Annotated in this window: 14 protein-coding genes, 1 tRNA gene and 1 pseudogene; 12 read left to right on the forward strand and 4 right to left on the reverse strand. The window is 64.4% G+C overall.

Annotated elements, in window-relative coordinates; translation table 11 throughout:
* The first annotated feature begins 567 nt into the window (after positions 1 to 567).
* The 9 genes and pseudogenes from BLV94_RS08405 (at position 568) to BLV94_RS08445 (ending at position 10104) form a co-directional block, all read left to right on the forward strand.
* A complete protein-coding gene (locus BLV94_RS08405) occupies positions 568 to 1743 on the forward strand; it encodes an IS701 family transposase (RefSeq protein ID WP_371851611.1) in 1176 nt (391 codons plus the stop codon).
* 822 nt (positions 1744 to 2565) lie between these two features.
* Positions 2566 to 2883: a hypothetical protein gene (locus BLV94_RS08410; RefSeq protein WP_072949438.1), complete on the forward strand. Its 318-nt coding sequence runs from the start codon at positions 2566 to 2568 to the stop codon at positions 2881 to 2883.
* A 40-nt stretch (positions 2884 to 2923) separates the two neighbouring features.
* A complete protein-coding gene (locus BLV94_RS08415) occupies positions 2924 to 3322 on the forward strand; it encodes a hypothetical protein (protein WP_072949440.1) in 399 nt (132 codons plus the stop codon).
* Positions 3319 to 4650 (forward strand): annotated as a pseudogene (locus BLV94_RS08420) (ATP-binding protein); the annotation flags it as partial. The gene BLV94_RS08415 and the pseudogene BLV94_RS08420, both read left to right, overlap by 4 nt.
* 214 nt (positions 4651 to 4864) lie before the next feature.
* Positions 4865 to 6571: a DEAD/DEAH box helicase gene (locus BLV94_RS08425; protein WP_072949442.1), complete on the forward strand. Its 1707-nt coding sequence runs from the start codon at positions 4865 to 4867 to the stop codon at positions 6569 to 6571.
* Between the two features lie 119 nt (positions 6572 to 6690).
* Positions 6691 to 6761, forward strand: a tRNA-Gly gene (locus tag BLV94_RS08430).
* A 527-nt stretch (positions 6762 to 7288) separates the two neighbouring features.
* On the forward strand, positions 7289 to 7720 hold the full coding sequence (locus tag BLV94_RS52075) for a tetratricopeptide repeat protein (RefSeq protein WP_083395526.1): 432 nt from the start codon (positions 7289 to 7291) through the stop codon (positions 7718 to 7720).
* Positions 7678 to 8127: a response regulator transcription factor gene (locus BLV94_RS49960; protein ID WP_074933704.1), complete on the forward strand. Its 450-nt coding sequence runs from the start codon at positions 7678 to 7680 to the stop codon at positions 8125 to 8127. Before BLV94_RS52075 ends, BLV94_RS49960 begins: the two co-directional genes overlap by 43 nt.
* Positions 8128 to 8799: 672 nt before the next feature.
* The gene (locus tag BLV94_RS08445; RefSeq protein WP_244163561.1) at positions 8800 to 10104 is read left to right on the forward strand and encodes an MFS transporter; all 1305 of its coding nucleotides are present in this window, start codon (positions 8800 to 8802) and stop codon (positions 10102 to 10104) included.
* A 71-nt stretch (positions 10105 to 10175) separates the two neighbouring features.
* Here BLV94_RS08445 and BLV94_RS08450 read toward each other — a convergent pair whose 3' ends face one another.
* Positions 10176 to 10682 (reverse strand): FadR/GntR family transcriptional regulator, encoded by a 507-nt coding sequence (locus tag BLV94_RS08450; protein ID WP_255315044.1) that lies wholly within the window; start codon positions 10680 to 10682, stop codon positions 10176 to 10178.
* Between the two features lie 17 nt (positions 10683 to 10699).
* On the opposite strand from BLV94_RS08450, the gene BLV94_RS08455 reads away from it, so the two are divergent.
* The 3 genes from BLV94_RS08455 to BLV94_RS08465 all read left to right on the forward strand — a co-directional run bounded on the left by BLV94_RS08455 (position 10700) and on the right by BLV94_RS08465 (position 12924).
* A complete protein-coding gene (locus tag BLV94_RS08455; protein ID WP_072949451.1) occupies positions 10700 to 11023 on the forward strand; it encodes a 2Fe-2S iron-sulfur cluster-binding protein in 324 nt (107 codons plus the stop codon).
* Positions 11020 to 12243 (forward strand): NAD(P)/FAD-dependent oxidoreductase, encoded by a 1224-nt coding sequence (locus BLV94_RS08460; protein ID WP_072949452.1) that lies wholly within the window; start codon positions 11020 to 11022, stop codon positions 12241 to 12243. Before BLV94_RS08455 ends, BLV94_RS08460 begins: the two co-directional genes overlap by 4 nt.
* 69 nt (positions 12244 to 12312) lie before the next feature.
* Positions 12313 to 12924 (forward strand): nuclear transport factor 2 family protein, encoded by a 612-nt coding sequence (locus BLV94_RS08465; RefSeq protein WP_072949453.1) that lies wholly within the window; start codon positions 12313 to 12315, stop codon positions 12922 to 12924.
* Positions 12925 to 13056: 132 nt separating this feature from the next.
* Here BLV94_RS08465 and hisC read toward each other — a convergent pair whose 3' ends face one another.
* From hisC to BLV94_RS08475, 3 genes are all read right to left on the reverse strand, one after another.
* Positions 13057 to 14214, reverse strand: a complete 1158-nt coding sequence (hisC, locus tag BLV94_RS08470) for a histidinol-phosphate transaminase (protein WP_083395527.1) — start codon at positions 14212 to 14214, stop codon at positions 13057 to 13059.
* A 151-nt stretch (positions 14215 to 14365) separates the two neighbouring features.
* The gene (locus tag BLV94_RS48635) at positions 14366 to 14584 is read right to left on the reverse strand and encodes a hypothetical protein (RefSeq protein ID WP_143051380.1); all 219 of its coding nucleotides are present in this window, start codon (positions 14582 to 14584) and stop codon (positions 14366 to 14368) included.
* A gap of 196 nt (positions 14585 to 14780) precedes the next feature.
* Positions 14781 to 16103, reverse strand: a complete 1323-nt coding sequence (locus BLV94_RS08475; protein WP_244163837.1) for an amidohydrolase — start codon at positions 16101 to 16103, stop codon at positions 14781 to 14783.
* Positions 16104 to 16119 lie beyond the last annotated feature (16 nt).

Raw genomic sequence — 16119 nt, forward strand, 5'->3', positions numbered from 1 at the left:
GGCGTCACGGCCGGATGGTGCAGGTGCGCATGCTCACACCCACCGGATCGCGTGTGCCAACGGTGCGGCAAGGACTGCGCTCGGTCGACTTCCACAACGAATACCGACGTGGACGAGGCGGGCGCACAGTGCCCTTCGTCAGCCTCGGCTACCCCTAGTCCACATGCGATTGCGAGAGTCGCGTTCAGACGGCTGCGCGAGTCGGTAGTCGACCAACCTCACAATGGCTTCGCGGGCGCTTGAGGGACGTGCCGAGGCGCGCGTGCACGTGCGCGACAGAGCGATCCCGACACCGGGTGATCCGGCGGACATCACACGCGGTTTCACCCGCTCCTCGGGAGCGGTCGGCGATCGCCCTCGGGCGTGTCACTGCGGCGATCCGCGGAGCGGTCCGGCGAGCGCTCACCATAGCGCGTGAACAGCATGTTGTGACATTGGTTGGCGCAGAGCATTTTTCCCAGGTACACTCCCCTAGTACTACAGGGCTATCGGTCGGCGTGTCTGACTTGATCTTGGGGCAGCGCGTGGGATCTTGCAGTGGTGGCTGCGCGTGTTGAGAATGGTCCGGTGCTCGATCCTGATGCGGTGTCTGTTGTAGATCTGGAGGAATGGGCGTCCGAGTTCGACAAGGTCCTTGCCCGCATCGAGCCGTTGTTTGTTCACGAAAACTCGCTCCGGCATGCCGGGCAGTATCTTCGGGGGCTGCTGGCGCCGATCGAGCGGAAGAACGGCTGGACCATCGCCGAGTATGTCGGGGAGAAGGAACCGAAGGCGATGCAGCGGTTCCTCAACCTTGCCTTGTGGGATGCCGACGCGCTGCGCGACCTGGTATGCGACTACGCGATCGAGCATCTCAACGACCCGCGCGGAATTCTGGTCGCCGATCCGACGGGGTTTGCGAAGAAGGGCAAGAAATCTGCTGGCGTGCAACGGCAATACTCCGGAACCCTGGGGCGTGTCGATAACTGCCAGATCGGCACCTTTTTGGCCTATGTCACCACCGGCCGCGACCGTGTCCTGATCGATCGCGAACTCTATGTGCCCGAGGGCTCCTGGTTCGGTGACCCGGCTCGGTGTGCCGAAGCCGGCATCCCGGACGACCTGACGTTTGCGACCAGGCCGAAGCAGGTCATGGCCATGATCGAGCGGGCGCGGTGGAGCGAGCTGTTGTTCGAGTGGTTCACCGCCGACGAAGAGTTTGGGCAAAACCCGGGGCTGCGCGCCTACCTGGAGGAAGCCGAGATCGCCTATGTGATGGCGGTACCGAAGAACACCGCGTTCACCGACCACATCGGCCGACAGAGCGTCATCAACGAGCGCGCCGCACGGCTCGCCGCCAACGACTGGCAGCGGCGCGCCTGCGGCATCGGCTCGAAAGGCTTCCGGGTCTACGACTGGGCGCTGATCAATTCCGACGACCCCGAGCACCAGTACATGATTCGCCGCTCGATCGATGACGGCGAACTCGCCTTCTACCATTGCTTCAATCCGCGCCGCGAAGGTTTCGGAGAGCTCGTTCGAGTCGCCGGAGCACGCTGGCCGATCGAGGAATGCTTCGAGGCCGCCAAAGGCGGTGTCGGACTTGATGATTACCAGGTTCGGCTTTACCACGCCTGGTATCGGCACGTCACGTTGGCGATGCTCGCCCACGCATTCCTGACCGTCTGCGCCCGCAAACACAAGAACAAAAGGGGGTCGCCCGATCCGCTGCCGAAAGACCTGAAAACCCAAGATCAACAATAGCGAGGCCTGGCAGGCGGCACCCACCCGAGGCCACCATCCGGCCCCGACGCAAGATTCCCCTCACCGTCGCCGAAATCAGACGGCTATTCAACGTCCGCCAATTGGCCAAAGACGCGATCGAGCACGCACTGCACTGGTCATGCTTCCGACGCGAGCACCAAGCCGATGCCCGCAGACACCACTTCAGACGCCGACTCAAGATCCAGGCATTAGCCCTGTAGTACTAGGCCCGAAGGGCCGGGGAGTGACCCCGAAGGGGACGGCATTTTCACCCGCCCTTCGAGGCGCGCCGACGCATCGCCGAAATCCGCCCTCTCCACCATTGCCCCGAGCACGCGGGCGGTGGCACGGTGTGAATGCTCCGCCGTTTCGGGCGAATCCTGACTCCTCTCTCGCGCCCGGTTCGCGATGCTCAACTGCGTCTGCTGTGCGACACGGTGAAGGGTGTGATGTTCGATCGGTCGTGGTGCCGTGCCCGAACATAGGTTGCCTGGCACTCGTCCGGGCCCAGCTGACTCCCAGCCGGATTGCAGGGTGATCCGTTGCTTTTGTGCCGGTTTCGGAGCACATGATGCGCGGACGCCACGTGCGCGATTCCGAGCGGCGAGCAGCACCGGGCGGCACACACGCAGCGGCCCAATCTCTTTCCGGTCACCGCCCTGCTGTCATCGTGCCCGGCCATCGATTCACCCGGCACCGGCCCGACACGCGTCTGAGTGAAAAGTTATCCACAGGTCACGTTGATTCTCACGGTGCGTCTCTTCTACGTTCCCGCACAACCACGTTCGCCCATGTCAGCTACGCACCTGTTGGAGAGGCACAATGTCCGCACTCGCTTCCACCGTCGTCGACCTCGCGAACGCGGCTTACCCCGCACCCGATGTCACGACCGTTGCCCAGCAAACGGAAGTCAGCACCGGGGGTCTCAGGACGTGGATCGAGGACAACATCGTCTTCACCATCCTGGTCGTCATTGCCTGCGTCCTCCTGACCGGTGGCCTGCGCGGGAACCTGTCGAAAGTGGTCACCGTCGGCGGGTTGACGTTGGTGGGTCTTGCATACCTCGGTATCGCCACCTCCGAATCCGCAGCCAACGGCATCGGAAACTGGGCTCTCGGCCTCTTCGGCATCAACGTCTGACCCCGTGATCGTTCCTGCGCGACGAAACGGGGAGCGTGAGGTGATCAACAACGATGACCTCCTGTACCGGGTGGACCGGCACTATCTCGGACCGACCGGATACACGTTCCCGGTGCGGATCCGCTACACCGCATTGGCGGTCGGCGTCCTGGTCTTCATCGCGGTGTTCCTGATCGCCCGTGCCATCCTGCACCTGCCGCTCGGGTTCCGGCCGCTGATGCTGATGCTCCTGGTGACCGTGTTCGTCACCCACCACATCGCCAAGTACGTCACCCCGGACCGACCCCTGCGATCGGTGCTTCAGGCGGCCTTCAACGATCTCAACGCCCCACGGCCTCCGAAGGCAGGGGAGACGGTGTTCGTCACTCTCCCCGACCGGCTGACCGCTGGCACCCGACCCGACACGGTCCGCATCGACGGTGAGGACGCACACCGATGACCACGGACGACAACGACAACGACATCGCATCACTGTTCGACCCTCAGCTCGAAGATCCGGTGCCGGTGATCCCACCGGGAGCGCTGCCGCCGTCATGGGCAGCGGGGCGGCAGCGCCCGGCCCCGCAGCCGGGTCCGCGCGCATGGTCGGAAGTGGAACTCCCCCCGCACCCGGTCACCGAGGCGCCCGAGGTCGACGCCCGCGCCTCGGACCCCACCACCCTCGCGGAAGACACCCGCACGCGGGAGCGGCAGCGCAAGACCTCCCAGCGCCGCGGGAAGTCGCCTGCCGATCGCGAAAACGCGGCGGCGATCGACTACCTGCTCCGGCGGTCGGCGACCATCGGTCTGCCGCTCGCGGCGGGGGGTGCAGTGGCCGGCGGCGGCGACTGGGAAGAGGGTGATGTCGCCGCCCTCGAAGACCTCACCGACCTGTCCCTGACACCCGGGGATGGCTACACCACCGTCTCCGGCGTGGTCGACGGCCGGCGTTACACCGGTGCCGTCATCATCCTGACGGTCGGGCGCATGGCCCCGCTGCCGATTCCGGAGCGGATGCTGCCCTGGCAGGTCATCGGCGACCCCTCCGGGGAGCCGCTGGAATGGTCGGATCGGATCGAACTGCACGACAAGGCGAAAACCATCCGCACCATGCGCTCGCTGACGGGAAGGATCGAGCACCAGTTCGACCACTACACCGTCGAACACGATCAGGTACCGCCGAAGGAACTGGCCGAGCAGCACGCCCGCGTCCAGGACGTCATCTCCGACGTCGAGGAAGACCACTCCGGGCTCTCCACCCGCACCTCCGGCTGGTACCGGGTCGCCGTCGTCGGCACGACCCCGGACGAGGCCCGCAAGAAGGTCGCCGGTCTGCGGAAGATGTACAAGCCGCACATCGCCCTCGAGCACGAGCACGGACAGTTCCTGCTACTGCGCGAATTCATCCCCGGCCAGCCGCTCGCCAGCAAGCGGCACATGGATGTCGAAGCAGTTGCCGCGGGCATGGCCACCGCCGGTGACCGAATCGGTGACCGCCGCGGAGTGGTGCTCGGGGAGACCTCGTCGATCGCGCCGCGCCCGGTGATTTGGGACCTGTTCGCCGCGCACGAGATCAAGCACAAGTCCGGTCTGACCCTCATCGTCGCGGTGCCCGGGTCCGGTAAGACGTTCCTCGCCGGGATGATCGTCTACCAGGCGGTCCGCGCCGGCGCCTACGGAGTCGTCCTCGACCCCTCCGGACCACTGAAGGAACCCGCGAACCTGCCCGAATTCCGGGACATCGCCCGGGTCTACGCACTCACCGGCCGCGACTCACGCCCCGGGGCCGCCAGACTTCGTGGCTGCGCCGCCAACCAATATAGTGTCGACAGCGTTGTAACCGTCGGCCGAACCTGTGGTTGTGGAGACTATCGACGTAGATGATCGACCTGCCGTTGCATCGGCCCCCGCGCCCGCGATTCCTCGGCGCCAGCCGCCGCGACGGGCCGCCACATCCACCGCAGTCGACCCTGGCGACTCGCCCTGGGAATAGCCTGCACTCATGTCCGCACGGAAGACCACCCAGCGACGCTCCAAGCCCAGACGAGCCAGCGCCGCCCCGCTGATACCCACCCCGGGGAACGGGGAGCGCATCTGGATCCTCGACGTCCCATACCGGGCGCCCGCACCCGGTGCCAAGTACTACAAGGCGCTCAAAGCGTATGCCTACATCGGCGCTCAATTGCCCGACGAACTCGCCGTCTACGCGTCGAAACCGTACTCGTACGCTCGCTGGGTCGAAGAGGACATCAACGGCGTGCGGCAACCGGGCGCTACTGGTTTCCACAAGATACCGCGGCCAGAACAGGTGGACGCCGCGAAGGCGATCGCGATGGCCTTTCGCCACGGCAAGCGCGGATTTCTGTTGGCCGACGAGCCCGGTGTAGGCAAGACCGGCAGCGCGATCATCGGCGCGAAGGCTGCGCTGAAATTGGGGGGCGGCGACACCGTACTCATCACCGTGGACCGGCCAGCCCAGATCACCATCGCCGCGTGGCGCGACGCCCTCGCTGCGTTCGGCGACGGAGGCTATCGGTGGCTGATCATCTCCCCGGACCAGCTCAAGAAGTTGCTCGGACGCAACGGCCAACCGAAGTACTCCTTCTCCGTCATCATCAACGACGAGGCACAGCAATTCAGGCACCTCACCGCCCAGCGCACCCAGTACCAGCGGCGCGTCAACCGCCTCTCCGCGACGCCGGAGAAGGCGCCGTTCGTGATCACCGTGACGGCGACGCCGGGTCATCACCCAGGCGAATACACCTACTTGTCTTCGCTTTTCGCGCAACTGCACGATGACCCGCCGGGCGAGTGGGCCGATCTTGGCAAGAAGCTGGTCGAGCATGGACTTCCCCTGGCTCCCGGGTGGGACAAGGGCAAATGGGACTGGAACGACCAAGCAAAAGGTTCTCAGCGGCTGCAGCATCACGCCCTCACCCGCGTCCGGAAATGGATGACCGACTGCGACCCGCCCGTCATGGTGCATCGCGACGCGCCCTGGGGGCCGCCACCCATCGACGGCCTGCCACTCGACTTCACCGCCACCCAATGGGCTGCGTACCACCAGGACTGGAGTGAGTTCCGGAGCGCGATGAGGATCGCCCGCCAGGGGAACGACACCGCCCGCGGCCGTGCCGCTCTGATGCGGTTCCGGCAGAAGGCAGGCATGCTGAGAGCCCCGCAGACCGCCGAGTTGGTAGCCGCACACGTCGAACGCGGCTACCAGGTACTCGTCGCCGTCGAATTGGTCACCACGGCCGCCGACCCGGTAGCCAACCTCGTGGAGGAGCACGGCATCGGCGTCTCACGCATCTTCGGCGGCGGCGATCTCGAGACGGAACGCATCAGATTTCAGCGCGGCCACAACCCGGTCGTAGTGTTTAACACCGCATCTGCGATCAACCTGCAGGCGTCCGAATTGATGGTCGACGGTTCCCGAGCCTCATCGGCACGCCGCATCGGGTTCTTCCACCAGCCTCGCTACTCCGGAATTGCCGCACGCCAAACCATGGGCCGTGCGCATCGCGACGGGCAGGTCTGCTCATGGTCACTCCTGTTCGCCACCGAAACGGTGGAGGAGCAGGCGGCTCGGATCATGATCAATCGGCTCATGGTGACATCAGCCAGTGTCGACGGTGATCTCGAGGCGTTCGGGAAGCTCGCGCGGCTGTTCGACGCAGACTGGCTTCCCGAAAGCATGTTCGAGTAGGAATGACGCCCGGACCAGGGACTTCCGCAATCGAAAGTGAGCGGATGTACATATCCCCCGCAAGTGTGCTCACAGTTGGGTGTCCAACTGTGTGCCTACGGGCGCCCAATATCGTGCGCGCCGATGTCGTTCAATGGCAGAACATCAGCTTCCCAAGCTGAATACGCGGGTTCGATTCCCGTCGTCGGCTCCGTCCGTCCGTCCGTCCGCCCATAGCTGATCTCGACGTGCGCGTGCAGTCCCACCTCCCGGCGCTGCGAGTACGACCATCCCGCACGACCTCGGCGACCTTCGTCAGGTGCATCGGCAACCCCAGCATCGGTGTCAGCAGGTACGCGGCGAGGAACGCATCAGCGGTGACGACCCGGTGCGCGCCGCGATGGTAGTCGAACACGTCCCGTACGAACTCCCTCGCCGCACAGTGCTCGATCACCGCGACCACCCGCGTGAACTTCCAGGGTTCGATCCGATGGACGGCGGCGGACTTCCATATTCAAACTACGGCTGGTCGACGGGCCCCCGACCGAAGTCGTGCGTCGCTCCTCTTCTTTCGGTCATTTCGATCCAGCCGGTTGACTGGGACAAAGGATCTGCTGGATCGCCGGGGCGAGGACCGCGACGCCGACAGCATCCTCGCCGAATTACAGGGCGACCTCGAGACCGCGACGGCTCTGGTGGAGCAGGTCGGAGTACTTGCGGAGCGAATGACCGATCCGGATGCCCAGGCAATCGCGGCCCACGCCGAGGGCCTATTGGCTTTGTTTGGTGGTGATTTCGCACGCGCGCGCACGCCTCGAATGTGCCCTCGGGCTGTTCGAGCGCCGACGGGATGCCCCGCCGATCAGCGTTTTGCATTTTCTCGGTGTGGCGTACGAGCAGTTGGGTGAGACCGAACGGACTATCGCGCAATATCAGCAGTTGCTCGCGGTCACGACAGCGTGTGGCGAATCGGTGTATCGGTCGTACACGCTGAGAGCCATGGCCATTGTGACCTGGCGGCAGGGCAAGCCGGCGCGGGCGAGCGAGCTGATCGAACAGGCTCTGCGGCTGAGCAGACAAGTGAATAATCCTCGGACAACCGCACGTGCCTCGAGGCCCTTGCCTGGATGGTCGCCGACGGACAGAACGCCTCGCGTGCCGTGGTCCTGATGGGCGCCGCCGAAGAGTTGGCGTCGTCGGTGGGCACCTTCTCGGTGTGGTTCCCGAGCTTGATCAGATACCACACCGAATGTATTCAGGCTGCGTGTAGGGCCCTCGATAAGCGTTTATACGAGGCAGCGTATCGACGGGGCCGGAATCTGGGCTTGGACGAGGCGGTCGCGTACGCGCTCGGCGAGTCGAAACCGGAATCTCAGCCGGCCGTGATGGCTCCGACGGTGACGTTGACCAAACGTGAGCGGCAGGTTGCCGAGTTGGTTGCCCAAGGACTGACCAATAGTGCGATCGCGTCCCGGTTGGTGATCTCTCCGCGAACGGCCCAAGGGCACGTCGAGCACATTCTCCCCAAACTCGGATTCCCCTCTCGTGCGCAGATCGCGGGGTGGTTCGATGTGTGAGACATGCGCATCTGATCGCTCCCCCGGCGCAGCCCGCGGTCGCCGCGCAGCGAGACCTTTTTCGTCGGCTCCGCCATCCGTGCGATGTGCTTGTCAAGAATTCGCGAAGTGGACGATCGAGGGCGCAATGCGGCTATTCGTCGAGTTCTGTCATCTCTAGCGTGAGTCCCATTCAACTAGTGAGTCAAGTAACTCCAGGCCATCGAGTGTTATATGAAACACGAACGAGGAGGATGACATGGGACGGATCTCGCGGCGCCGACAATCGGGGAACCAGTCATGAGACAGCCCGCGAATAACGTTGCAGTGCAACTGCTATAAACCTGCGAGTCGTATGCAACTTCGCTACACCTTCGTCCACATCGGTGGCCTCTACGAGCTGCACCTACCGCTTCGGGGGAAGTGGCATCGCGCACGGGGCACCACCTCGTTGTGCTACCGGGACCCGGGCGGCGCCTTCGATGAGATACACATCGACAAACATTCGCCGGCGTCCCGCGGACGCACACGCCCCACATGAGCTGGTTATTCCGTGGGGTCAACCTTCGAAATCCCGACGCGCTCACAGCCCGCGGCGCCATCAGCACTCGGCGCTGCCGTTACCACGAAATCGATTCGTCAATCAGAAGGGCCGCATCCATGTCCATCCGAGAATCCATAGATCAAGCTCCCATGAGCAAATACCAGGTCATGGTCGTGGGGATCTGCCTCGTGATCGTCCTGTCGGAAGGCTATGACCTTCTGTTGATGGCGTTCGCTGCCTCCGGTGTCGCACAGGAGTACGCGCTCAACGGCTCCCAGACCGGATTGCTGCTCAGCAGTGCCCTGGTCGGTATGGCGTTGGGATCGGCGTTCATCGCACCACTGGCCGACCGCACCGGCCGGAGACCGCTGACCCTGGCATGTCTACTCCTGGTGACCGTAACCATGGCATTGGCGTCGATCACAACGAGCTTCGCGCAACTCGGAGTGTGCCGGCTGCTGACCGGGCTCGGCATCGGCGGCCTGGTGGCGAGCCTGCCGGTCCTGACCGCCGAGTTCTCTCCCCGCCGCCGCCGGGGAACCATGATCGCCCTGTACACCACCGGGTTGCCGCTGGGCGGAGTGATCGGGGGCTTGGTGGCCGCGCTGCTCACCTCCACCTTCAGCTGGCGCGCCAGCTTCGTCGCCGGCGCCGTCTTGACCCTTCTGCTGCTCGTTCTCGTCTACGCACGGATGCCCGAGTCGATCGACTATCTGCTGGTGCGCCGTCCCGCGGGCGCGCTCGAGGCGATCAATACCACCTTGCCGAAAATGGGACTTGCCCCGATCGAGGCACTGCCGGAACCGGAACCGCAGGCCGAACAGAGCATGAAGGCGGCGATCTTCAGCGGGCGCAACGGAATCCGATCGCTGCTCCTCGGGTCTGCCTTCTTCATCATGATGGCGGCGTTCTATTTCGCCGCGAGCTGGACTCCCAAGCTCCTGCAGCAGAGCGGCCTGTCCGCCCAGCAGGGCATCAGCGGCGGAATGCTGCTCAATTTCGGCGGGGCGGCGGCTACTTTGACATTCAGCGTCCTTGCGATCGTGGTGACCAGCCGAACTTTGACCATCGCGGCACTCGTCGGCGCGAGCGTGTCCTTCCTCGCGATGAGCACGGCGTTGGGCAGCCTCACCACCGCGCTCCTCGCGGCCGTCGCGGTCGGTGTCTTCGTCAATGCCAGCGCCACCGGTCTTTACGCACTCGCGCCGGACTGCTACCCGGCGTCCGTCCGCGCCACCGCCGTCGGCTGGGCGTCGGCAGTCGGCCGACTCGGGGCCATCATCTCGCCGATCCTGGCCGGCGTCCTGATCGACCGATCCTGGACACCGTCGTCACTGTTCACCCTCTTCGCGATCCCGCTCCTGATTGGCGCTGCACTTGTTGCAGCGATCAAAATTCCCGCACCGCAACAGGTATCCATCATGAGTACGAGCCCCGAAGGAGTCCAGGCCTGAACGCCGTCGCGCGGCAACCCTCGCGCAGGACCTACTCTGAGTAGTTGGCACTCGCTCCTCACCCGAAGACTTCAGGCCGGTTCGTGCTGGGTGAACCATGCCGAGGTGCTGGGAGGCGCGATGGATTCCATCAGCTTCAAGGTGGTGGCGAGGTTCTTCTCCAGATGCTCGTGAAGCCGATCGCGGATCTGTTCGGGGTCTCTGCTCTGCGCGGCGATCAACAGCGTGTTGTGGATGCGTTCTCGTTGCTCCACTGTCACGTGGGCGGCCTCGAACGGCTCGAATACGATCCGGATGTAGCGTTCGGCAGCGTCCCACAAGGGCTCGAGTACTCGCAGGTCCCATTCGTTGGCTGCGGGACTGATCAATGCGGTGTGGAATTGCCGATGCAATTCCCAATGGGTGTCTTCCGACTTGGCGGAGAAGGTCTCCCGAACGAGCTCGCCGAGCTCATCAAGATCGCTGTCGGACCGCCGCGTCGCGGAGAGCGCGGCGAGTTCGGGCTCGAGTCGCAATCGGATACAGAAGATGTTTCGGAGATCGTCGGGATTTTGCCATCGACGTCCAGCATCATCCATCCGAAGGTAGAACAGTCATGCCGAAAGTAACGTTCATCCACAACGACGGCACCGACGATGTCGTCGACGCCTCCCCCGGGACCACCCTGATGCAGACCGCCATGTTGGGTGACGTGGTCGGCATCGTCGCCGAATGTGGTGGGTCGATGATGTGCGCCACCTGCCACGTCTACGTCCACGAAGACTGGATGGAGAAAGTCGGCGAGCGTGGCGAGATGGAGGAGGAAATGCTCGAATCCACCTCGGAGCCATCTCGGCCGACCAGTCGGCTGTCCTGCCAGATCACCGTGTCCGAAGACCTGGACGGCCTGATCGTCGAGACACCGCGGACCCAGCTGTGAACACACCGCGCATCGTCATCGCGGGCGCCGGCACAGCAGGACACCACCTCGCGGCCGCCCTGCGGGAGTCCGGATTCGACGGGGCCGTGTCCCTGATCGGTGACGAACCCCATCTGCCGTATCACCGCCCACCACTGTCCAAGGACTATCTCGCGGGCACAGCGCATCCGGACAGTCTGAGCCTGCGCGCGCCGGCGTTCTACACCGAGCACAAGGTCGCCACCCACCTCGGTATCCCGGTCAGGCAGATCGATCGGACCACGCATCGAGTCGTCCTCGCCGACGACCGTCCCCTCGCCTACGACCATCTCGTCCTGGCGCTGGGTGCATCACCCCGGCCCTTCGACATACCGGGGCGGGACCTCAGAGGTGTGGTGGAGTTGCGCACCCGCGCCGACGCCGAATCGCTCCGCGAACACCTACGCGAGGGCTGCCGGGTGGTAGTGGTCGGCGGTGGATTCATCGGACTCGAGGTTGCGGCCGCCGCCCGCAAGCGCGGCGCCGATGTCACCGTTCTCGAAGCGAAGCCCACTTTGATGAGTCGGGCCCTGTCCACCACCGCCGCAGCCCATCTCGCCGAGTTGCATACTGCGCAGGGCGTTCAGGTGGTCTGCTCGACTGCCGTGTCCGCGCTGGAAGGCAGTGCGGGGCGCGTATACGCCGTCACCACCACGGGCGGGCAGCGCCTCGCCGCTGACGTCGTCGTCCTCGGTAGCGGTGTCGTGCCGAACGTCGCGCCTGCGGCGGCGGCCGGCCTCGATGTCGCCAACGGCGTCGTCGTCGACGAATACCTGACCACCAGCGACCCGAGGATCTCCGCGGTCGGGGACTGCGCAAACTTCCCTGCGCCCTGCGGTGACCGAATCCGCCTCGAATCAATACAGAACGCGGTCGATCAGGCACGCTACGTGGCCCGACGGATCAACGGGCACACCGGGACATACAGTGCGGTGCCCTACTTCTGGAGCGATCAGTTCGGCATGAAACTGCAAATCGTGGGCCATGCTGCACGCTCTGATCGCACCGTCATCCGGGGCACCGACACGAAATTCTCCATCTTCCGCTTTCACGGCGACGAGCTCGCCGCCGTCGAATCGATCAATGACCCGATGACGCACCTGACCGTACGCAAGATTCTCGGCGCGGGTGGCACCCTCACCCCCGACCAGGCAGACGAGACCGTTGATTTACGTGCACTGGCACGCAACCTCGCGGGCTAACCGTCCCGCGCCACCCCAACCGGGGCGCAATCACTTGCTACCACTTCATCTTGCCGAAGGAGTCCAGCCATGAACGACAACAGCGATGACGTCACACAGGTCACCCAGATCGTCCTCCGGGAACGGCAGGCGCGTGATCGCGGGTGGTGGGACCGAATGCGCGAGTGCATACACCCCGAGGCGCACATCCGGCTCAGTTGGTTCCGGGTCACCGGCGCTCAATTCGTCGCCGAATCGCAGAAGATGAGCAGCCGAGGCCAGAAGGCCACGCACCGGCTGTCCCCGCCGGTCGTCGCCGTGCACGGGGATCGGGCAGTTGTCGAGATCTCGGCCGGGATTGAATTCCGGGACGTCATCGGAGGAGTCGAGGCAGACCTCACCTCGTTCACCCGACTGATCTACCGACTCGAAAAGACGGCCGGAACCTGGCAGATCGTGTCCCTGGATCCGATCTACGAACGCGACAGCCTTGTTCCGACCGTGCCCGGGGAAATTCCACAGATCGACCGGGCCGCGCTCGCGGCCGTCCGCGCGCCCTATCGGTTCCTCGGCTACTACCTCGTCCAGAGTGGTTACGACATCACTGACGACCTGTACGCTGACGACCGGTCGGACGAGGTCGAGGACCTCTACCGCACCAGCTTCGCCTGGGCTGCGGAGACTCCGGCCATCACGACGTAACCACTCGGTTAGCCGCGACGATCGACGGGCCGCTCTCCGAGGCTCTGCTCGGGAACGGCCCGTCGACGTCACCGCACCTGGTCCGCGCCGCGTTGGAGAGAAATAGGGCGCTACCCAATGCGCTGAACGCGATCAGCGCGGCGCAAAGTCCTGTGCAACCCGAAGCAGGGCGTCGGTCCCGCCGAGCTCGCCGATACTGATCCGGACACCCTCACAGGCGAAGGGCCGCACCATTACCCCAGCCGCCTCGCACGCGGCGGCGAACGTATCGCTGCGTTCGCCGAGGCGAAGCCAGAGATAGTTCGCGTGACTGTCCGGCACGCTCCAGCCCTGTGCCAGCAATGCCTCACGCATCCGAGATCGCTCGGCGACAAGCCGCGACACCCTCTCGAGAAGTTCGTCCTCGCGCTGCAGTGAGGCGAGAGCGGCGCTTTGAGCGATCGTGGACACCCCTAATGCCACCGCGGTCTTGCGAAGCGCCGCGGCCACCGGCTCATGCGCGACCGCGTAGCCGATGCGCAACCCGGCCAAACCGTATGCCTTGGAAAAGGTGCGGAGGGCAACCACGTTCGGCCGGGTCCGATACATGTCCAGCGCGTTCACAGCGTCGGGATCGCGGACGAACTCGACGTACGCCTCGTCGATCACCACCAGCACCTGCTCCGGTATCCGGTCCAGAAATCGAACCACGTCCGTCCGGTGCAGCACTCGACCGGTCGGGTTGTTCGGGGTGCACAGAAAGATCAGCCGCGTGCGGTCGGTGACCGCGTCGGCCATTGCGTCGAGGTCGTGCGCCTCGTCCTCGGTGAGTGGCACCTGGATCGATCGGGCGCCACTGATCTCGGCGACTATCGGGTATGACTCGAACGGACGCCAGGCGTAGATGATCTCGTCCCCCGACTCGGCACTGATCTGCACCAGTTGCTGGATCAGGCCGATCGAACCAGTTCCGAAGGCGATGTGGTCCATCGGTACGTCCCAGTGCTCGGCGAGAGCACGGGTCAGAGCGGCGCAGGTCAGATCCGGGTACCGGTTGAGCTGCCCGGCGGCGGCAACTGCAGCATCCAACACACCGGGTAGGGGCGGATAGGGATTCTCATTCGAGGACAACTTCCAGCTCGGTCGTTCGCCCACCGGGGCGGGCCTGCCGGGCTCGTAGGTGGGGATCCCCGCAAGCACGGAGGGCAGCCGGGGACCGACGCCCTCGGCAATGAGGGCGGGGGGCCATCCGGCCGTCCGCCGCGGGCCTTGGGCGTCGGCGGATCCATCGACGCTCGACTGTCCGTTCATCTCTTCTCTCTCGATGGGGTCGCCAGCACCCGGGTGTACCAGGTGCGCTCATGCGCACACTGGAAGACGAGTCCGTTGCTGCGGCAACGCGGTACAACCTTCGAGATTGCGATCCCGTTATCAAGTCAAATCACGCAGGAATACCCCTCCATCATCGCCATGGTGGGGAGGCCACTTTTCCGGCAGTTTCACCAAGTCGAGTGCCCGGCTCGATGACCCGTTGAGCGTTGCGCGCCGATGAATTTCGTTCTAGCCGCCACCGCCGCAGCAACGTCACGATCGAGGCACGACACCTGTCCGTCCTGGCATTGGCATTGGCATTGGCATTGGCATTGACATGCGGATCGGTGGACGAGGTCGTCGTGGTCATGGTCACTTCCTGGATGAAGCTGAGGGTGTGCGTTTCATTCTGTGTGGGTTTCGGCAACTCTTGGTCTTCACATGCACATCCTGGTGTGGTGATGCCTCGGCCACGCTGAAGACCAACGGTAGAAGCCGGTGCCGTGCGGCGACTAGCCGGTCTGCGAGATAAACTGTCCGTTAGGTGAACTGCGTGGCGCCGGTGATCAGTCAACGCCCCTATTCTGTTGGTCGCGACCACCGAGCCACGCCAGCGCCGCCACAACCAATGCCTGGGTGCCGGTGTCGCATGTGGGTTGGATCACGGGCGCGAAGTTGGGGGCGTGCGGCGCCGGGATGTCTTGCGCGATTCGTCCGGCGTCAGCAGCTTTGCGGTAGGTGTCCGGGTCGATGCAACCGATGCCCCAATATGTGTACGGAGTACCGAATGCGTTGGGGATGTCGCTGAAGTCTTCGCTCGCGGGCACCTGATTGATCGATTGCGCTCTGTCACCGAAGAAGCTGGTGAAGGCGTCCGCCACCCGCGATGTGGTGGCCTCGTCATTGTCCGTAAGGGGGAACTGATCGAACAGGATGAACTCGGGGTCTCGCGGGCAGGCTGATGCTTGGCACTCTGCCGCGACGATCCGGTAGATGGCGTCCAGTAGTGTTTTTCGCGTGTGGTCGCTGTAGCTTCGAATGTTGAGTTCCAAGACGGCGCGATCGGGGATGACGTTGCTCTTGTTCCCGGCCCGGATGCTACCTACGGTCAGCACCGCCGTTTCCGAGGGTGGCACTTCGCGTGACACCACGGTGTGGAGTCGCACAACGATCATCGCAGCGAGGGCCACCGGATCGATGGTGGTGTGGGGCATCGAACCCGGGCCGCCGCGCCCGTGCACGGTGATCCGCATGTTGTCTGCTATCGCGAGAGCCGGCCCCGGTCGGGTGCCTACCAGCCCGGCGGGTAACTGGTAGTTATGTTGCGCCAGAGCGACGTCTGGTCGAGGAATGATCGCGGCGAGGTTGTCGTCGATCATGCGGCGGGCACCGTCACCGACCTCTTCCGCAGGCTGGAAGAGTGCTACCAGGGTGCCGTTCCAGTGCTCGCGGCTGTCCGCGAGCAACTGGGCGGCGCCGAGAAGGCATGTGGTGTGCATGTCGTGCCCACAAACGTGTGCTACCGGAACTTCGTTTCCATGGGAATCGGTGTCGGTGACGGTGCTCGAGTAGGGCAGTCCGGTCGCTTCGAGGACCGGCAGTGCATCCATTTCGGCACGGAGCAGTACAACGGGGCCGTCGCCGTTGCGGAGAATGCCGACTACTCCGGTGCCACCTATGCCTTCGTGGACGTGATAGCCGAAGCTGTCCAGACGCCCAGCCACCTTCTTCGCGGTCTTGTACTCGCGGTGCGACAGCTCAGGGTGTGCGTGGACGTCGCGGTAGAAGTCCTCCTGCCATCCGCGGACGTCCGGCAAAGCTTCCAAGACAGCCTGCACAGCGTGTGCGGCGTGTGCGGCTGCCTCGCCGGGCACGGGCACGGTCGTTATTGTCACGGTGTCCACT

The organism is Rhodococcus koreensis, from assembly GCF_900105905.1.
Classification (GTDB): Bacteria; Actinomycetota; Actinomycetes; order Mycobacteriales; family Mycobacteriaceae; genus Rhodococcus_F; species Rhodococcus_F koreensis.